Source organism: Novosphingobium profundi, from assembly GCF_020524485.1.
Classification (GTDB): Bacteria; Pseudomonadota; Alphaproteobacteria; order Sphingomonadales; family Sphingomonadaceae; genus Novosphingobium; species Novosphingobium profundi_A.
In genome coordinates, this window is the sequence record NZ_JAIVLF010000004.1 from 372,129 (window position 1) to 390,927 (window position 18,799).

The window sequence follows — 18,799 nt, forward strand, 5'->3', positions numbered from 1 at the left end:
GCATGGACAACAGTGGATCGGGTGAGATTGGGACCTATCGCGCAGTACACTTCACGGCCCGCCCGATCGACGCACTGCTGACCGACGTCGAGTTGCTGATCGTAGGAATGCCGGCCGCTCCTGATCCTGCGGACGACATTACGGCAAGACTGGATACTGCGCTCCAACGTACTCTGGTTCAGTTGCGGGAGGGCGGTCTTTTCCTTGGACAATTTGGCGAGACGCTGGTCCTTGATCGGCTGCCGCCTCCTTTCCTGGCCTGCTCGATTCTCGCTCTCGGGATGGGCGAACTGGCGAAGCTTGACCCACGCGGCATGGGCATCCTGAGTGAAATGGCAATGCGTTCGGCTTTGAAGCTTGGGCGCTGCGACGTGGGCTATATGCTCAAGCTGCCCTTATCGGATCAATCCTCCGAGCTCATTACGCGCGTCGCCCGCGAAGTCATGGCAGGGATGCTGCGGGCAATCAATGCTCATCCCGCGATCATGCGATGCGCCATTCTCGAATGGGTTGTCGATGATCCCAATGCCCATGCTGAAGCCGCAAGAGAGGCCATGCGCCGGGAACTGGCCGAATGGACGAACTGAGCTTCGGGTCCGCGATGGACTTATCTGCGCGCCACATTTAGGTCGAGCATATGTCAATCGGTTCTCACTCCAGCCACCTTCGGACAAAGCAGTCAGCGCCGATTCGTATACTTCTGGTGGATGACCACGTCCTGCTTCGCGAAGGCGTTCGAGCCGTTCTCGCGACGCAGGAGGACATGGTTGTCGTAGGTGAAGCCGACGATGGCGCCGGGGCGATCGAGGAGTATGCCCGGGTCCGTCCCGATGTGGTCCTAATGGATCTTCAGATGGCGGAAATCCAGGGGCTCGAAGCGATCAGCGCGATCCGGGCGAACGATCCGCAAGCCCGTATCATCGTTCTCACGACGTACTCCGGTGATGCGCGTGCGATCAAGGCGTTGCGGGCGGGAGCGGTAGGCTACCTGCTCAAGGCCACACTTCGCAAGCAACTGCTCGATGCGATCCGTTCGGTTCATCTCGGCGGCAAGCACCTGGATGCCGCCGTTGCCACCGCAATCGCAACACATGTTCTAGACGAACCTTTGAGCGAGCGTGAAACCGAAGTCTTGACGCTGGCTTCAAGGGGCAAGTCCAATCGCCAGATTGCAAACGCGCTGACTCTTTCGGAAGAAACGGTCAAGGGGTACATGAAGTCGATCTTCGCGAAGCTCGAGGCTACCGATCGCACGCATGCGGTGACCATTGCCATCACCCGCGGGCTGATCGAACTCTAGGCGCGGCCTCGGCCCGGGCGGGTTCGCGTCCGGAACGTCACAAAGCCATCACTCCCATGCAAGACGCTGCACGTCACAGCGCCTATTTTGCTGCCCGTCGGGAGCAGACGGCTTGGGTGACACCTGCGGCCTGGCGCCTGACTTCGTCAGTCTTTTCTATTTTTTCGAACGCTGTCGATAATTTTATGCGGATGGATGGAAATATCAGTCCCGCATATCGTGGCGTCACCGGAAGCGAAAAACGCACATCAAGCAAGGAACAGCCATGACCATCACCGCTACTGCAACCCCTGGCAAATCCCTCATCTCGCCGAGCAATCACACGCTGGTCCTGATCGACTTCCAGTCGCAGATGAGCTTTGCGACCAAGTCGATTGCCCCAGAACTCCTGCGCAATAACGCAGCACTGATTTCGCGCGGCGCCAAGTCGTTCGACGTGCCGACCATCCTCACTACCGTTGCCGAGAAGAGCTTCTCCGGCCCGATGTTCGACGAGATCACCGATGCCTTCCCGGGGCAGGAACTGCTCGATCGTACGTCGATGAACACCTGGGAAGACGAAGCGGTGATCGCCGAGATCAACCGCATCGGCCAGAAGCGCATCGTCTTTGCCGGCCTGTGGACCTCGGTCTGCATCGTGGGGCCGGTCGCCTCGGCGATCGACCAGGGCTTCGAGGCCTATGTCATCACCGATGCCTGCGGCGATATTGCCACCGAAGCGCACGAGCGTGCGGTGGAGCGCATGATCCAGCTTGGCGCTGTGCCGATGACCTCGCTCCAGTACCTGCTCGAACTGCAGCGCGACTGGGCCCGGACCGAAACCTATGACAGCACCACCGGCATCGCGGCCAAGTGGGGCGGCGCCTACGGCCTTGGCATCAAGTACGCCAAGACGATGTTCGGGGCTTCCGAAGGCGGTCACTGACCGTCTCCCTCGGGGTCGCCAGCGCCTACGCCCCCTCCCCGGCTGGCGGCCCCACTTCCTCTTCGGTTCGAAGGAGCAGCACAATGGCTTACGTAACCACCAAGGACGGTGTCGATATCTTCTTCAAGGACTGGGGTCCAAAGGACGCCCAGCCCATAGTCTTCCACCACGGCTGGCCGCTCTCGTCGGACGACTGGGATGCACAGATGCTGTTCTTCCTCAACGAAGGCTACCGCGTCATCGCCCATGACCGGCGTGGCCACGGCCGTTCGGCGCAAGTGAGCGATGGCCACGACATGGACCATTACGCCGCTGATGCCGCGGCCGTGATGGAGCACCTCGACTTGCGCAATGCGGTCCATATCGGCCATTCGACCGGTGGCGGTGAAGTGGCGGCCTATGTCGCGCGCTACGGCATCCCACAGGGCCGCGTCGCCAAGGCCGTTCTGGTGGCCGCCGTGCCGCCGATCATGCTCAGGACCGAGGCTTATCCGGGCGGTCTTCCGATCGAGGTCTTCGACGGTTTTCGCACAGGGCTTGCGGCGAACCGAGCCCAGTTCTTTCGTGACGTGCCGACTGGCCCCTTTTACGGCTTCAATCGTGAAGGTGTCGAACCCATCGAGGGCGTGATCGCCAACTGGTGGCGCCAAGGCATGATGGGCAGCGCCAAGGCGCATTACGAAGGCATCAAGGCTTTTTCGGAAACCGATCAGACCGCCGATCTGAAAGCGATGAGCGTGCCCACCCTCGTCCTGCATGGCGATGACGATCAGGTCGTCCCCTACAGGAATGCCGGTGTGTTGCAGGCGGAAATCCTGCCCGCTGCAACGCTCAAGATCTACGAAGGCCTCTCGCACGGCATGCTCACCGTGAACGCCGGGATCGTCAACCCGGACCTCCTGTCCTTCGTGAAGGCCTGATCCGGACGGCTACGTCCCGGCGTTTGCCATCTTTGTGGACCCTGCACGGATCGCCTGGACCAAGGGACACCCAGAGCGGAGCACGTGCGCCGAGGAGACCAGACATGAAAGCCTACCTACTCTCGATTGCCGCCGGGTTGCTGGTCGGCGTTGTCTACAGCCTCCTTGGCGTACGTTCGCCCGCACCACCGATGATTGCGCTGGCCGGTCTGCTCGGCATCCTTCTTGGCGAACAGATCATTCCTCTGGCGCAGCGTATCATGACGAAAGACGATGTTGCCGAGTTCGTCATGACCGAATGTCGCGATCACGTGCTCGGGCGGCTTCCGGGTGACGCGCACGACGCGCACGACACGCGCGACGCATGATAACCCGTCGCCAAACCCTGCTGGGAGCGGCTGCCACGTCACTGCTGCCAACATCACTCACGGCCCGAACGGGTCGAACCAAGGACATTAAGGCCATGGCCAACGACACGATCATCATCAACGCCAAGGTGACGACCCTCGATCGCGAGAACCCGGTGGCACAAGCCGTGGCCATCCGCGGTGGCACGTTCCTGACCGTGGGCAGCGAGCAGGAGGCACGCGAAGCTGCAGGCCCTGATGCCACGGTGATCGACGCGAAGGGTCATCGCCTGATCCCGGGCCTGATCGACAGCCACATGCACATCATCCGCGGCGGGTTGAACTTCAACATGGAGCTGCGCTGGGACGGCGTGACCAGCCTTTCCGAAGCGATGGCGATGCTCAGGAAGCAAGTCGACAACACGCCCGCGCCGCAGTGGGTGCGCGTGGTCGGCGGCTTCACCGAACACCAGTTTGCCGAAAAGCGCCTGCCCACCATCGAGGAACTGAACGCCGTCGCACCCGATACGCCGGTGTTCATCCTCCACCTCTACGACCGTGCCCTGCTCAACGCCGCCGCGTTGCGCGTGGTGGGCTACACCAAGGACACGCCTAACCCGCCGGGCGGCGAGATCGTGCGCGATGCGCAGGGCAATCCCACCGGCCTGCTGCTGGCGCATCCCAACGCGACGATCCTTTATTCGACACTGGCCAAGGGGCCCAAGCTGCCGCCCGAATACCAGCTCAATTCCACCCGCCACTTCATGCGCGAGGTCAACGCCTTGGGGGTGACCGGCGTCATCGATGCGGGAGGCGGCGCGCAGAACTATCCCGACGACTACGAGATCATCGAGAAGCTTCACGCCGACGGCCAGCTCACAGTCCGCATCAGTTACAACCTGTTCACCCAGAAGCCCAAGGAGGAACTGGCCGACTTTACCGGATGGGCAAAGCAGGTGAAGCCGGGCCAGGGCGACGACACCTACCGCCACAACGGCGCGGGCGAAATGCTGGTCTATTCCGCCGCCGACTTTGAGGATTTCCGCCAGCCCCGCCCAGACATGGCGCCCGAAATGGAGGGCGATCTCGAGCCCGTCATCCGTCTTCTCGCCGAGAACCGCTGGCCCTGGCGCCTTCACGCGACTTACGATGAAACCATCGGCCGCGCGCTCGACGTCTACGAGAAGGTCAACCGCGACATCCCGCTCGAGGGCATCAACTGGTTCTTCGACCACGCCGAGACGATTTCGGACCGCAACATCGATCGCATTGCCGCGCTGGGCGGGGGCATCGCGGTGCAGCACCGCATGGCCTATCAGGGCGAATACTTCGTCGAACGCTATGGCGCGAAAGCCGCCGAGCGGACCCCGCCGATCGCGCGCATGATCGCCGCCGGCATCCCGGTGGGCGCGGGTACCGATGCGACGCGCGTCGCCAGCTACAACCCCTGGGTCTCGCTCTCGTGGCTGGTTACCGGGCGCACCGTGGGCGGTCTTTCGCTCTACCGCGGCGACAACCGCGTCAGCCGTGAAAAGGCGCTCGCAATGTGGACGCACGAGAACACCTGGTTTTCGAACGAAGTGGGCAAGAAGGGGCAGATCAAGGCCGGACAGCTCGCCGACCTCGCGCTGCTCTCGGACGATTATTTCGAAGTTCCCGCGCACGACATCGTCCACATCCGTTCGGTGCTGACGATCCTTGGCGGCAAGGTGGTCCACGGCGAGGGCGACTTTGCGCCGCTTGCCCCCGAACTTCCGCGCGCTATGCCCGACTGGTCGCCCGTCGCGACCTTCGGTGGATACTATCAAACCCCCGAGGCGAAGCAGAAGTTGGCCTCAGCCTGCGGGTGCGCCAGTGGCTGCGGCGTGCATGGCCATGACCACGCCGCCGCGCTCGGGGCCAATATCCCGGCCGCCGACGTCCAGTCATTCTGGGGCGCGCTCGGCTGCGGCTGCTGGGCCGTCTGACCGGAGGAGGCCCTTTCGCTATCCTATCCGAAGGGTCTTCCTGCATTTCAACTATTTAGAAAAATTCGATCGATTTTATTCGGATCGATCGAAGTTTGACTAAGCTCTACACCAGGCTGGTTCCCGCCCGACGTAACTTCGGGCGCTGGAACACCGCACGCGCACCCGAAGGAGCCCGCAAAGATGAAGCGCATCACTTTTCTGCTCGCTGCCGCGGTCATCGCCTCGAGCCCCATGACCGTCCCGGCGCTCGCCAAGTCGGCCCCCACGGCCGACTACGCCGTCGGCCCGCAGTACGACACCACCCACGTCTACGTGCCCGAAGCCCAGTTCGACACCTTCGTTGCCAGCTTCGTTGCCACGTTCGGGGGCAAGACCAGCAAAGAGGGCGAATTTCAGGTCACGCCGACAAAGAGTCTCACCAAATCGCAACTTGTCCTCACTCCGGCCGGCACGGTGTCGGTCTTCGGCTTCAAGACGCCGATTCCCTACCCCTTCGGCGACGAGCGCAGCGGCTATCTCGTCACCGACATCGACGCCGCCGTCGCCTCGGCGGTAAAGCATGGCGCCGTGCGCCGCCTGGCCACGTTTCCCGATCCCATTGGCCGCGACGCGCTGGTGCAGTGGCCCGGCGGGGTCAACATGCAGATCTACTGGCACACCGCCAAGCCGGACTATGCCCCGCTCAAGACCGTGCCCGAAAACCGCATCTACCTGACCAGCGATGCGGCCGACACATTCATCTCCGCCTGGACCGGCTATGCGCACGGCAAGATCGTATCGGACGAGAAGGCCGGTGACGGCTCGGAAATCGGCGAGCCCGGCAAGACGATCCGCCGCGTCGAGATCACCAGTGGCTATGGCGACATGGTCGTCTACGTCTCCGACGGGCAACTGCCCTGGCCCTATGGCCGCGACATGACCGGCTATGTCGTCGGCAATCTGGCCGATACGCTGGCAAAGGCTTCGGCGGCCGGTGTCGAAACGCTGGTCGCCCCGTTCACGGTGAGCCATCGCGAGAGCGCGATCGTGCGTTTTCCAGGCGGCTACATCGCGGAAATCCATCAGAAGATCGGATCATGATCGACACGACCCGCGATCCGCGCTTCGTCGATGCGATTCTCGACTGGCGTCCGACCTGGTTTCTTGCCAGGCTGGCGCTGGTCGGGGCCTACCTTGTCGGCGGGCTGATCAAGCTGACCGACTTTCCATCTGCGGTTGCCGAACAGGCGCACTTCGGGATGAACCCGCCCGCCGTATGGGCCGCGCTGACGATCGCGGTCGAACTGATCGGACCGATCCTGATCCTGTGGGGACGGCTCGTCTGGCTGGGCGCGGGCATGCTCGGTGTCTTCACGCTTCTCGCCGCGATCGCCGCCAATGCCTTCTGGGGCATGGAGCCGGGACCCGAGCGCTTCGCCGCCACGAACGCCTTCTTCGAGCATCTTGGCCTCATCGGCGGCTTCGTCATGGCCGCGCTGGTCGCCGAACGGGAACGGCGGCGTGCGTAGGATCGTCCTCGTGGGCGGCGTCTTCGGCGCGCTCTGCGCCGCGAACGCGGCCCATGCCGATCCCCACGAGGCGTGGCAGGCACCGACGCTGACCATTACCCGGGCCGACGAAGACTGGTCGGACCTGTCCGATGCGCAAAAGCGCAGCCACCACTGGACCGGCCCCTTCAAATACGTTCCGCTGGGAAACGACGAGGACTGGCTGTCGACCGGGATCGAGCTGCGCGCCCGTTCCGAAGACTTCGCCAACAACTTGTGGGGCGATGCGCCCGCTCCCGACGACGGCTACGTCTGGCTCCGCGCGCTGCCCTATGCGGATCTGCACCTGAGGCACTGGCGCGCGTTCGCGCAGCCCATTCTGGCCACATCGATCGGCGTGGCTCCCGCTTCGGGCCCGGTCGACGAGACCGGCATCGACATTCTCCAGGGCTTCGTCGAGGCCGATTATGGGTCATTTCGGGCCCGGGCCGGACGCCAGATGGTCTCGCTCGGTACCGAACGCCTGGTCGGCACCCGCTATGGTCCCAATGTGCCGCTGGCCTTCGACGGCCTGCGCCTTGATACGCAGCTAGGCACGGCGGACATCGCTGCGCTTGCGCTACGCCCGGTGCGACCCGGAACTGGAAATTTCGACGACCGCACATCATCGGACGAGACCTTGTGGGGGCTCTATGCCTCGCTTCCCGATCTCGACCTCTACTATCTGGGATACCGCAATGACGCGGCAAGCTGGGGCGCACGATCCGGGCGGGAGACGCGCCATAGTCTGGGCGCGCGCTGGCATGGTAATCGCGACGACTGGCACTGGAACATCGAGGGTGTCTACCAGTTCGGGCGGTTCGCTGGCGGGTCGATCTCGGCCTGGACGCTGGGCAACGAGCTGGGCCGCAGCTTCCCGGCCCTTCCGATGAAGCCTGACCTGACACTGCGCGCCAATGTGGTGAGCGGCGACGGCAATGCGCGCGACGGACAGCTTGGCACGTTCAACGCGCTCTTTCCCAAGGGCAAGTATTTCGGCGAGCTCTCGCCGGTTGGCCCCTACAATATCGTCAATCTGCAGCCGGTCCTTGGCCTCAGCCTTTCCCCCAAGCTTTCCGCCAGTCTCGGGGCGGCCGCCTATTGGCGCTATTCGACCGCGGACGGCATCTACGACATTCCTGGAAATCTGGTGCGTGCGCCCGGAGCCAGCCATGCCCGCTACATTGGCACCGAAGTCGAGGCCGGGATTTCGTGGCAGGCGACGGCCGAACTGGAGCTGTCCGCCTCGGTTTCCAGTTTTTCCGCAGGGCCCTTCATCCGCGAGACGGGACGTGCCCGCGCCATCCGGATGTTTGGCCTCGAAAGCAATTTTCGCTTCTGACCCGTTTTTTCGACCTTTCGCGCAGGAGAATTCGATGTCCACGCCCCCCGTTCCTTCGTCATCCGACGCCCTGCCGCGATTGCTGCTGCTGCTTTCCGCGACGACCGGCCTTGTCGATGCGGCATCGGTGCTGGGACTGGGCAAGGTCTTCACCGCGAACATGACCGGAAACGTCGTGTTCCTGGGCTTTGCTGCCGCCGGGACGAGCGGCTTCCGGTTCGCGCCAGCGCTTCTGGCTCTTGCAGCGTTCATGATGGGAGCCTGGGGCGCAGGCAAACTCGGACGAGCGCAATCCGCCCGGCCATTAGGCCAATGGTTGATGCGTGCGGCATTGACGGAGGCCGCGCTGCTGTGGGTAGCGGCCGCCATCGCGACGACGATCGACGTGGCCGCGCAGGCGCCCGAGCCGGCCGTTCTCGCGGTCATCGCCCTGACCGGGTTTGCCATGGGCCTGAGGAACGCGACGATCCGCCAGCTCAAGGTGCCGGACCTGACGACAACGGTCCTGACGCTCACCATCACGGGTATCGCAGCAGACCAGACTGGCCGCACGACGCCCAATTTCCTGCGGCGCTTCGGCGCGGTTCTGGCGATCTTCGCCGGTGCAACCGTAGGCGCCCTGCTGCTTCGCCTGGGCGGGCTTGCCTGCCCGCTCGCCCTGGCCGGTCTGATCGTGCTGGGGGCGACCTTCGCCTTCCTGCGCAGCCCGGTTGCCGCCGCGCCGCACGGCAAATGAAATCCAGTGTCTCCAAGGAGGAAGTCCACCGCCATGACCACCGACAGCCAATGCCCGTTCCACGCCAACCCGGTCCGAACGCTCACCGGATGCAGCAACCGGGACTGGTGGCCCAACCAGCTTGACCTTTCGATCCTCGCACAAGGGGGCAAGGACCCGAGCCCGATGGCCGCCGGGTTCGATTACGCCGCCGCCTTCACGGCGCTCGATCTTGCTGCCGTGAAGGCCGATCTCGCGGCGCTGATGACCGACAGCCAGCCCTGGTGGCCGGCCGATTACGGGCACTACGGGCCGTTCTTCATCCGCATGGCCTGGCACTCGGCGGGGACCTATCGTTCGGGCGACGGGCGTGGCGGTGCAGGCGCCGGGCAGCAGCGTTTCGCTCCGCTCAATTCCTGGCCCGACAACGGCAACCTCGACAAGGCCCGCCGACTTCTCTGGCCGATCAAGGCGAAGTATGGCGCCGCGTTGTCCTGGGCCGACCTCATGATCCTTGCCGGCAATGTCGCGATCGAGAGCATGGGCGGGCCGATCTTCGGCTACGGCGGCGGGCGCGAGGATGTCTATGCCCCCGAGACCGACGTCTACTGGGGCACCGAGGAGCAGTGGGTCGGCCAAGGCGCCGAAACCCGCATCCAGCCCGACAAGGACATGGACCTCGAAAACCCGCTCGCCGCGATCCAGATGGGCCTCATCTACGTCAATCCGGAGGGGCCGGGCGGCAATAGCGATCCGGTCGGCTCGGCGCGCGACGTTCGCGAGACCTTCGCGCGCATGGGCATGAACGACGAGGAAACGGTCGCGCTGACCGCCGGTGGCCACACCTTCGGCAAGACCCATGGCGGGGGCGATGCCGCGCTGGTTGGCGCTGAGCCCGAAGGCGCGGACATTGCGCAAATGGGTCTCGGCTGGATTTCAACCGCGGGCAGCGGCATGGGCGACGACACGATCACCTCGGGCCTCGAAGGTTCGTGGACGCCCACGCCTATTACCTGGGACATGAGCTATTTCGACATGCTGCTCGATCACGACTACGAGATCGTCACCAGCCCGGCGGGCGCGCACCAGTGGCAGCCGGTGGGCAACCCGGCCGAGACGCAGGCACCGGGCGCGCACAGCCCCGAACGGCGCGTGCCCACGATGATGACCACTGCCGACATGGCGATGAAGGTCGACCCCAAATACCGCCGCATCATGGAAAACTACCGCGCGAATCCGGACATGTTCGCCAATGCCTTCGCGCGCGCCTGGTTCAAGCTCACCCACCGCGACATGGGCCCCAAGGCGCGCTACCTCGGCCCCGACGTGCCCACTGAGGACCTGCCGTGGCAGGACCCGCTGCCCGCACCGACCTACGCCCCGCTGGGCGAGGCGGACATCGCCACGCTCAAAGGCAGGATCGCGGCGAGCGGGCTTTCGGTGGCGGACATGGTGCGCACGGCCTGGGCCTCGGCCTCGACCCACCGCGTCACCGACCATCGCGGCGGCGCCAACGGGGCGCGTATCCGGCTTGCCCCGCAGAAGGACTGGGCGGTGAACGAGCCGACCGAACTTGCCCGCGTGCTGGCGGTCTACGAAGGCATCAAGGCGGAATTTGGCGACGTCTCGATCGCCGACCTCATCGTGCTGGGCGGCGGCGTCGGCATCGAACGCGCAGCCAAGGCGGCCGGACGTGACCTCGAGGTGCCCTTCACGCCGGGCCGGGTCGACGCCAGCGCCGAGCAGACCGATGCCGAGAACTTCGCCTGGCTCGAGCCCAAGGTGGATGGATTCCGTAACTACCTTGGCGCGAACACGCCGCTGCCGACTGATGCCTTGCTGGTCGACAAGGCGCAGTTGCTCGGCCTGTCCGCGCCTGAAATGACGGTGCTGCTGGGCGGCCTTCGCGTTCTGGGCATCAATCATGACGGGGACCGTCGCGGTGTTCTGACCGAACGTCCCGGCACGCTCTCGACCGATTTCTTCGTCAACCTCCTCGACATGGGGACCACGTGGACGAAGGACGAGGCCGCAAGCGACCTCTACATCGGTCTCGACCGGGCGACGGGCGAGGAGAAGTGGACCGCCAGCAGGGTCGATCTCGGCTTCGGCTCCAACGCGCAGCTTCGCGCGTTGTGCGAAGTCTATGCGGCCAGCGATGGTGAGGATCGCTTTCTGGCCGACTTCAGCGCCGTCTGGGCTAAGGTCATGGATGCCGATCGCTACGATCTCGCCTGAAAAGGCCAAGGGAGCGCCCCGCAGCCGATTGCGCGCTGCGGGGACGATCTCACGCCGCAAGGGTGGTGATACGGATGTCGCCGGTCAGGGCCTTGTGAACCGGGCACCTGTCGGCCACCTCGAGCAGGCGCTCGCGCTGCTCAGGGGTCAGGAGAGAGCCCGTGATGGCGACAGTCTTCACGAAGTTGTCATGCGCGCGCTCGTCTCCTGCGGCATGCCTTTTTACGTGTTCGACCGACACGTTCACGTGCTCCAGTGGCCATCCTTGCTTCCGGGCGTACCAGCGCACCGTGATCGCGGTGCACGCGCCAAGCGCCGAAGTCAGCAGGTCGAAGGGGTTGGGGCCAAGATCGTTTCCGCCTTCAGAATGCGGTTCGTCACCGAACAGATGATGTCCGGAAACCTCAATGGCGACCGCCAGCGGACTGCCTTGCGCATCCGCGATCTGCGCCAGTGTCTTGCGAGCCATCTGTGATATCTCCCGTGAAGCCGCTATTGCGAGCCGATGCGCGGCGCTTCGCTCGGCGCGACTGTCATCACATCGTGCCATTCGGGATGCTTGGCGTAGCGCGCTCGCACGTAAGGGCAGATTGGAATGATGCGAAAGTGGTGTTCGCGGGCGTCTGCGACCAGAAAGTCGACGAGCGCTGCCGCCGCACCGGTCCCGCGAAGCACTTCGGGAGCACCAGTATGATCGGCGCTGATGAGGTCGGGGCCCCAGTGTGTGAAGGTCAGTTCGGCCTCGGCATCGATGCCGGTAACGTGGGCGACGTAGCGGCCTTTGCGCGGTCCGTCTTCCCTGGTGATGTGGATCTGTGTCATGTCAGGTATTCCTGCCGGGCAGGAGGAGCCCGCGCCCTGCGGCCCCCTCCCGGATTAGGTGGCTGGCACTCAGGCCGCGTCGACCAGCACGATCTCGCTGTCTTCGATCGCGGTCACGCGGATCACATCGAGATCGCGGATCGCGACGCCGTCGCGGGCATTGATGCGCACGTCCTCGATGCGGACCGCACCCGCCGCGGGGACGAGGTAGCCCTTGCGATCGGCGCCAAGCGCGTATTCGGCCGTCTCGCCCGCCTTGAGCGTGGCGGCGACCACGCGCGCATCGGTACGGATCGGCAGGGCATCGTCATCGTTGGCGTAGCCCGAAGCAAGGGTCACGAAATGGCCCGCCCGCTCGCCCTTGGGAAAGGGCCGCGCGCCCCAGGTCGGCGTGCCGCCCTTGCTGGTGGGCACGATCCAGATCTGGAAGATCCTGGTCGTCACATCCTCCAAGTTGTATTCCGAATGGCGAATGCCGGTCCCGGCGCTCATCACCTGCACATCACCCGCTTCGGTGCGGCCCTCGTTGCCAAGGCTGTCCTTGTGCGTGATCGCGCCTTCCCGGACATACGTGATGATCTCCATGTCGCGGTGCGGGTGCGGGGGGAAACCGGTGCCGGGGGCGATCGTGTCATCGTTCCAGACGCGCAGGGCACCCCAATTATGGCGCTGCGGGTCATGATAATCCGCAAAGGAAAAGTGGTGATGGGCATCAAGCCAACCGTGGTTGGCAGCACCGAGGCCGTCAAAGGGACGAAGTTCGATCATGGTCTTGTCTCCGATTGGGCGATGCGGGTGTGATCGCGCCTTGCCCCACCGGTGTAGCCCCCCTACTCTTTTCAGATCAGGGGCATAATTTTCAACAGTTCATTCGAGGAATTGGAATAGTGAGCGATCCGGGCAATCCCACGCTGGACCAGCTGAATATCTTTCTGGCCATCGTCGATACCGGCAGCTTCGCGGCCGCTGGGCGCAAGCTCAATAGGGCCGTCTCGGTCATCAGCTATGGCATCACCAACCTTGAGGCGCAGCTTGGGGTCATGCTGTTCGAGCGCGAGGGAACGCGGCGCCCCAGGCTCACCGCTGAGGGGCGCACGCTCCTGTCCGAAGCGCGCCTGATCGCGCAGGGCGTCGACGGCCTGAAGGCCAAGGCGAAGGGCTTGCTTAGCGGCCTCGAAGCCGAAGTGAATCTTGCCGTCGATGTTATGCTTCCCGCCGATCGGCTCGGACAGGTTCTGAAGGAATTCGTGCAGCAATTCCCGACCGTCCAGTTGCATCTGCACGGCGAAGCGCTGGGCGCGATCGCCTCGCTGGTTCTGGATCGCGAAGCCGACATCGGCCTGTCGGGGCCGCTGGCCGCCGGCGTTGACGGACTGGAAAGTCGCTCGGCCGGCTCGATACCCATGATCCCCGTGGCCGCCCCCGATCACCCCCTGGCGCGCATGACGCCCATCGCGCCTGGAGCGGGGCGCAATTATATCCAGCTCGTGCTGAGCGATCGCTCCCGGTTCACCGAAGGCCGCGACTTTTCCGTCTTCAGCGCGCGAACGTGGCGCATGGCGGACCTTGGCGCCAAGCACGCCTTGCTCCGACAAGCCATCGGGTGGGGCAACATGCCGCTCGACATGGTGGAAGCCGATCTTGCCGCAGGCAGGCTGGTCCGCCTCGATATGCCCGATCACGTCGGCGGGACCTATCGCTTCGCCGCGATCTGGCGACGTGATGCCCTCCCTGGCCCAGCGGCGACATGGCTGATCGATCGCTTTGTCGAGCTGGGCAGAGACGACTCTGAGATTGCCGGGCTTGGGGACATCTGACAGAGTTCAGATGGTCCCCAGTTCCTTCTTGAGGCCATTGGCGCCGCTCACGCGATGGTGGGAACGATGCCACCTTCCACCCGGATTGCAGCGCCATTGGTAATCGCGCCCCACGGGCTCGACAGCAACGCGACCTGAGCCGCGATTTCGTCCGCTTCGATCAACCGCCGGATCAGCGACAACGGGCGATACTTGCGGAAGAATTCAGCCTCCCGGTCGGCTTCCGGCGCATCCTTGTTGTCCACGACCGAACGGATGAATTCGACGATGCCTTCCGAGCGCGTCGGGCCGGGCATCACGGAATTGACGGTCACACCTGTCCCGCGCGTTTGCTCGGCGAGGCCGCGTGCAATGGCGAGTTGCGCTGTCTTGGTCATGCCGTAGTGGATCATTTCGCCAGGGACGACGAGCGCGCTTTCACTGGCGATGAAGATGATCCTGCCCCAGTCCTTGGCCAGCATGCGCGGGAAATAATGGCGGGCGAGCCGCGCGCCGCTCACCACGTTGACTTCGAACATATGGTGCCAGTCGGCGTCTGAAATATCGGCGAAGGGCTTGGCCTCATAAATGCCCAGGTTGTTGACGAGGATGTCGGCCTCCGGCGCTGCCTCGATCAGGGTCGCCGCGCCGTCCGCCGTGGCGACGTCTGCCACAACGGCCTTCACCGAGCCGATCTTGGCGATACGTTCAGCGGCAGCATCCAGCTTATCCTGATTGCGACCGCTGATGATCACGCTCGCGCCTTCGCGTGCCAGACGTTCGGCGATCGCGAAACCGATTCCGGCTGTCGATCCGGTCACCAGCGCAGTCTTGCCCTTGAGTTGCAGGTCCATGGTACGTCGCTCCGTTTATCCGTTAATGGGAACGGAGATAAGCGAAGCGGCTATTGATGATTAGATCGCAACTGTGCACTTTAGAAGTGTCTTGAAATCATGAGTGGCCAATGGACAATCGCTTCGGGGACATGGAAATTTTTCTGAGCGTCGCACACAATGGCAGTTTCGCCGCCGCCGCCCGTATCCTGCGCGTCACACCGTCCGCGGTCAGCCGATCTGTTTCACGTCTGGAGGCGCGGCTTGGAGTGCAACTCATCGCGCGTACGACCCGTGCCTTGGCGCTTACCGCCGATGGCGAGACGTACCGCGATCGCGTTTCGGCACTGATGGAAGACTTGAACGATATCGAAGGCAGCTTTGGGGGAGAGGAGCAGGAACCGAAAGGGCTATTACGCGTCAATGCATCGGTTCCCTTTGGCACGCATTGCCTTCTCCCGATTCTGCCGCGTTTCCTGGAGCGATTTCCTGCAGTGACGGTCGAGCTTGCCTTGTCGGACGCCTTGATCGAATTGATCAGCGCGCGCGCGGATATCGCGATCCGCATCGGGCCCTTGCGCGATGTGGGCCTCAAGGCCAAGAAGCTTGGGCGCAGTCGCATGGTCTTGGTGGCGAGTCCGGAGTATCTGGCACGCCATGGCGCTCCAAAAGAACCCGGCGATCTTGAACACCATGCCTGCCTGCGCTTCAGCTTCCGCCGCTCGGTCGACACCTGGCCTTTCTCGGTAGACGGTCGTCTTGTCTCGCGGACGGTCAACGGACCTTTCCTGGGCAATTCCGGTGAAGTGGTCCGGTTGATGGCATTGGCAGATGGTGGGATAGCCCGGCTCGGGCATTTTCATGTCACCAAGGACCTTGCTGAGGGTCGCCTGGTCGAACTGCTGTCCTCCTTCCATCCCGGTGACGGGGAAGATATCCATGCGCTCTATCTCGGGGAACAGCATCCCTCACGCACTGTGCGCGCTTTTCTTGATTTTCTGGCGAGCGAACTGGTTCTGCCGTAGCGCAAGTTCGCCATATGGCATGGCGGCTTTAGCCCGTCGATGCATGGCGTGCGTGTCCCAATCTTGCGCCGTGACACGGGAGGGGACGTCTGAAAGCCAAGTCAGGATCACCATTCAGGCCACGCCGATCGAGACGGAACGGCCAAGGATGATGGCATTCGAGTTTTCTACTATCCTGAAAAGTTGGAGTGACTTTATACAGATTTCGTAAAATTCGCGGCGTGCCTAGATGGAATCCGACATCAGGAGGCATCAATCATGGCACAATTGGTCACGCAAATCGCCCGGTATCCTCGCGTTCTTGCCGAGAGTGCGCAGCCGGTCATCATCGCTTTCAGCGTGGCCGGCTTTACCGGTGGCGCTCTTTCCGCGATCGGGGCCCTCGCCGGGGAGGCCCGCAGGCGCACTGCGGCCAGAGTCGGTGTGTCGGTTCAGTAAAGCCCTCGATTGGGAAGCTGCAGAAGCGGGCCATTGACGCGAAAAAGGGAAAGTAAGGTCGAGCGTGCCCGGCAAGCCAAGATCAGTTCATAAGAGGCTGCAATGGGACGTAGGCCGACAGCCAGATTTTCCACTCTGTCAGGATGATTCGCCTGGCACAACGGACAGGCAGCTATCGCCCGTTCCTCAACAGGGAAGCGACAGTCCGCAACCGGCCCGGGCACGCCATTAAGAAATGGGTTTCGGCCCATTGCGGCCACTGACGGCCCTCAAATTCACCAGCGCTCTCACGCGGAGAGAAAAGCCATCGCCTTTCAGCGTGGCTTCCCATTTGTCGAGACTAGCCGCAGAAAGGGTTTGGGCTTGCCCTGGGGCGGCTGCACCTCAGCCACAGGTGCGCTTCTAGGCTCACTACAGCGGTTGCTTTTGGGCGAGCCGGACCTCGCTTTCTTCGTGATCGCGTCATCTATCATGTTTGCCCAGTCCTGAAGCATGCGCCGCCGCGAGGAAATATAGAGCGCGCTGTTGTATGCGCCCCTCACCGAATTGGTTTCCGAATGCGCCAAAGCCATCTCGATCCAATCCGAGCTGTAACCTTCCGTTTCGTTGGCCCACGTCGATGCCAGCCCTCGAAAGCCGTGAACGGTCTGGCGGCGCCGGTAGCCCATGCGATAGCAGGCATAGATCATGGTGTTCTCGGAAATCGGCTGACCGGGCTTCGGGCCGGGGAAGACGAACCCGCTTTCGCTTGCCAACAGGCGCCGCCGCAGCATTGCGACGGCTTGCCTCGGCAAGGGCACCAGATGCTCGCGCCCCATCTTCATGCGTTCAGCCGGGACGCGCCAGAGAGGTTCGCTCCCGTCTAGATCCTCGAACTCACTCCAAGCAGCGAATCGTACTTCGCTGGTACGGGCCCACGTCATCATGGTGAACATCAGGGCATCGCGTGTAAGCGACTGACAGCGTGGACTGTCCTCCCCATCGTAGGAAGCGATGGCCCGTAACAACTGCGGCAGTTCCTTGAGCGGCACGCGAGACATGTGCTTGACACGCGGCCGAGGTTTGAGCGCTCCCGCAAGGTGAACCGAAGGATCGTCTTGCGCCCAGCCGTTGGCAATCGCGAAACGGAAGACCTGCCCCACGCATTGCTTGGCCCGGCGACTGATATCGAGAGCCCCACGCTCTTCAATCTTACGGATCATGGCCAGGATCTCGGGAGCGGTGATCTGGGTGATCGGCTTTGCGCCCAGCATCGGAAAGACGTCCCTCTCCATTCGACTCAGCACACGCTTGGCGTGCGCATCGTCCAGCCCCCCTTCTCTATTCGCATGCCACTTGCGCGCCACTGTCTCGAAAGTGTTCGTCCTGACCTGGACCTCCGCAGCGATCTCGACGCCAGGATCACGCCCCTCGGCGAGCAGCCCCCGCGCCACATCCCTGCGCGCACGGGCGACCGCGAGGGAGACCTCGGGGTACTTGCCGAAGCTCAGCAGCTTCTCCTTGCCCGCGAAGCGGTATTTCATCCGCCACAGCTTCGAGCCGTTGGGCTGGACGAGCACATGTAGCCCACCCCCGTCCGAGAGCTTGTATGGGCGCGGCCGGACGGCCGCATATTTCACCTCGAGTTCCTTGAGTGCCATGTGGGGGTATCGCCGTTGTAGGGTATGCGGCGATGGTACCCCCAGATTCGGCGAAAATTCAAACCGACACCCCCAAACGCAGCCGAACGCACTTGGACGTCGACGCACGCAGACAACCGGGAAAAATAATTGATTTTAAAAAGAAAAAAGACGCTGCCGGCTTGTTCTGGACTAGCGCGGACAACGTCTGAAAATGGGGTATGGTAGCGGAGGAGGGACTCGAACCCCCGACACGCGGATTATGATTCCGCTGCTCTAACCGGCTGAGCTACTCCGCCATACCAATTCCGGCCTTGGCCGGAGCAGTGTGGTGCGCCGCGTCTGCGGGGCAGGTGCGTGCCTCTAGGGGGGTATCGAGGATTGGTCAACACCCTATTTTACAAATTTAGCGATTAAAGTGCAGGTCCTTGATCGGGCGCCATAATCCGTCCTCCCAGGCATAGAGGCCAAAGCCGCGGAAACGGAAAGGTCGGGGCTCCAGCGTGGGCCCAAGCTGCGCCTGAAGCGCCCTCGCCTCTTGCGAGGTCACCTTGTTCTGGATCGTGACGTGGAGGCGCGGGGGCTGGGCGTCCTGGCGCGTGAGGAGGCCGTGCATACGCTCGGCGATCTCGGCGTGGCATTCGACCATGTCAGGCGATTCGATGCGAAGCGCCGTGCCCTTGCCCAGCTTCAGCAGCCCCACGATCTGGGCCTGGGGCGGCGGATTGTGCGTCAGGTCTTTCAGGAGCTGTATCAACTCCGCCTCCACGCTGGGTGGGAGCGCGTGAAAGAGCGTCACGTGCGCACGGAGGCGATTGCGTTCAGGCGGAAAGTGGGCGGTGCGAAGCGCGTCGGCCCAGGCCTGTATCTCAGGAGGAAGCAGGGCCGTCACGAGCAAGGGGGCGCCCGGCTGACGCTCAGGGGCAAGAACTTCCCCGGGAAGGTTCACCATGGCCAGCCTACCGTCATGCCAGGTGCCTCGA

General features: G+C 63.4%; 20 protein-coding genes and 1 tRNA gene. 14 read left to right on the plus strand and 7 right to left on the minus strand.

Annotation, left to right across the window (positions count from 1 at the left end):
• Nucleotides 1-2: 2 nt before the first annotated feature.
• The 11 genes from LC060_RS12055 (at nt 3) to katG (ending at nt 11,283) form a co-directional block, all read left to right on the plus strand.
• Nucleotides 3-587 carry a hypothetical protein gene (locus tag LC060_RS12055; RefSeq protein WP_226635882.1) on the plus strand — a complete coding sequence of 195 codons (585 nt, stop codon included), beginning with the start codon at nt 3-5 and terminating at the stop codon, nt 585-587.
• A gap of 50 nt (nt 588-637) precedes the next feature.
• Nucleotides 638-1,300 (plus strand): response regulator transcription factor, encoded by a 663-nt coding sequence (locus LC060_RS12060; RefSeq protein ID WP_226635884.1) that lies wholly within the window; start codon nt 638-640, stop codon nt 1,298-1,300.
• Nucleotides 1,301-1,565: 265 nt separating this feature from the next.
• Nucleotides 1,566-2,225 carry a hydrolase gene (locus LC060_RS12065; protein ID WP_226635886.1) on the plus strand — a complete coding sequence of 220 codons (660 nt, stop codon included), beginning with the start codon at nt 1,566-1,568 and terminating at the stop codon, nt 2,223-2,225.
• Between the two features lie 83 nt (nt 2,226-2,308).
• A complete protein-coding gene (locus tag LC060_RS12070; protein WP_226635888.1) occupies nt 2,309-3,145 on the plus strand; it encodes an alpha/beta fold hydrolase in 837 nt (278 codons plus the stop codon).
• A gap of 104 nt (nt 3,146-3,249) precedes the next feature.
• On the plus strand, nt 3,250-3,513 hold the full coding sequence (locus tag LC060_RS12075) for a DUF1427 family protein (protein WP_226635890.1): 264 nt from the start codon (nt 3,250-3,252) through the stop codon (nt 3,511-3,513).
• A 95-nt stretch (nt 3,514-3,608) separates the two neighbouring features.
• On the plus strand, nt 3,609-5,459 hold the full coding sequence (locus LC060_RS12080) for an amidohydrolase (protein WP_226635892.1): 1,851 nt from the start codon (nt 3,609-3,611) through the stop codon (nt 5,457-5,459).
• Nucleotides 5,460-5,642: 183 nt separating this feature from the next.
• The gene (locus tag LC060_RS12085; RefSeq protein ID WP_226635894.1) at nt 5,643-6,542 is read left to right on the plus strand and encodes a glyoxalase; all 900 of its coding nucleotides are present in this window, start codon (nt 5,643-5,645) and stop codon (nt 6,540-6,542) included.
• Complete coding sequence (locus LC060_RS12090) at nt 6,539-6,970, plus strand: DoxX family protein (protein ID WP_226635896.1); 432 nt, start codon at nt 6,539-6,541, stop codon at nt 6,968-6,970. Before LC060_RS12085 ends, LC060_RS12090 begins: the two co-directional genes overlap by 4 nt.
• A complete protein-coding gene (locus tag LC060_RS12095; RefSeq protein WP_413465112.1) occupies nt 6,963-8,330 on the plus strand; it encodes an alginate export family protein in 1,368 nt (455 codons plus the stop codon). Before LC060_RS12090 ends, LC060_RS12095 begins: the two co-directional genes overlap by 8 nt.
• 34 nt (nt 8,331-8,364) lie before the next feature.
• Entirely contained in the window at nt 8,365-9,066 is a 702-nt protein-coding gene (locus tag LC060_RS12100; RefSeq protein WP_226635898.1) for a YoaK family protein, read from the plus strand.
• A 33-nt stretch (nt 9,067-9,099) separates the two neighbouring features.
• Complete coding sequence (katG, locus tag LC060_RS12105) at nt 9,100-11,283, plus strand: catalase/peroxidase HPI (protein ID WP_226635899.1); 2,184 nt, start codon at nt 9,100-9,102, stop codon at nt 11,281-11,283.
• A 49-nt stretch (nt 11,284-11,332) separates the two neighbouring features.
• Here katG and LC060_RS12110 read toward each other — a convergent pair whose 3' ends face one another.
• The 3 genes from LC060_RS12110 to LC060_RS12120 all read right to left on the minus strand — a co-directional run bounded on the left by LC060_RS12110 (nt 11,333) and on the right by LC060_RS12120 (nt 12,873).
• Entirely contained in the window at nt 11,333-11,752 is a 420-nt protein-coding gene (locus LC060_RS12110) for an OsmC family protein (protein WP_226635901.1), read from the minus strand.
• 23 nt (nt 11,753-11,775) lie between these two features.
• Entirely contained in the window at nt 11,776-12,105 is a 330-nt protein-coding gene (locus LC060_RS12115; RefSeq protein ID WP_226635903.1) for a GNAT family N-acetyltransferase, read from the minus strand.
• Nucleotides 12,106-12,174: 69 nt separating this feature from the next.
• Nucleotides 12,175-12,873: a pirin family protein gene (locus tag LC060_RS12120; RefSeq protein WP_214199552.1), complete on the minus strand. Its 699-nt coding sequence runs from the start codon at nt 12,871-12,873 to the stop codon at nt 12,175-12,177.
• 119 nt (nt 12,874-12,992) lie between these two features.
• Between LC060_RS12120 and LC060_RS12125 the strand changes: the two genes are divergently transcribed.
• Nucleotides 12,993-13,922 (plus strand): LysR family transcriptional regulator, encoded by a 930-nt coding sequence (locus tag LC060_RS12125; RefSeq protein WP_226635905.1) that lies wholly within the window; start codon nt 12,993-12,995, stop codon nt 13,920-13,922.
• Between the two features lie 47 nt (nt 13,923-13,969).
• Here LC060_RS12125 and LC060_RS12130 read toward each other — a convergent pair whose 3' ends face one another.
• On the minus strand, nt 13,970-14,755 hold the full coding sequence (locus LC060_RS12130) for an SDR family NAD(P)-dependent oxidoreductase (RefSeq protein ID WP_226635907.1): 786 nt from the start codon (nt 14,753-14,755) through the stop codon (nt 13,970-13,972).
• Nucleotides 14,756-14,865: 110 nt separating this feature from the next.
• Between LC060_RS12130 and LC060_RS12135 the strand changes: the two genes are divergently transcribed.
• Nucleotides 14,866-15,759: a LysR family transcriptional regulator gene (locus LC060_RS12135; RefSeq protein WP_226635909.1), complete on the plus strand. Its 894-nt coding sequence runs from the start codon at nt 14,866-14,868 to the stop codon at nt 15,757-15,759.
• 258 nt (nt 15,760-16,017) lie between these two features.
• Nucleotides 16,018-16,197 (plus strand): hypothetical protein, encoded by a 180-nt coding sequence (locus LC060_RS12140; RefSeq protein ID WP_226635910.1) that lies wholly within the window; start codon nt 16,018-16,020, stop codon nt 16,195-16,197.
• Between the two features lie 314 nt (nt 16,198-16,511).
• Here LC060_RS12140 and LC060_RS12145 read toward each other — a convergent pair whose 3' ends face one another.
• The 3 genes from LC060_RS12145 to LC060_RS12155 form a co-directional block, all read right to left on the minus strand.
• On the minus strand, nt 16,512-17,837 hold the full coding sequence (locus LC060_RS12145) for a tyrosine-type recombinase/integrase (RefSeq protein WP_226635912.1): 1,326 nt from the start codon (nt 17,835-17,837) through the stop codon (nt 16,512-16,514).
• A gap of 201 nt (nt 17,838-18,038) precedes the next feature.
• Nucleotides 18,039-18,115 (minus strand) — tRNA-Met (locus tag LC060_RS12150).
• 107 nt (nt 18,116-18,222) lie between these two features.
• Nucleotides 18,223-18,768: a 2'-5' RNA ligase family protein gene (locus LC060_RS12155; RefSeq protein ID WP_226635914.1), complete on the minus strand. Its 546-nt coding sequence runs from the start codon at nt 18,766-18,768 to the stop codon at nt 18,223-18,225.
• Nucleotides 18,769-18,799: the final 31 nt, after the last annotated feature.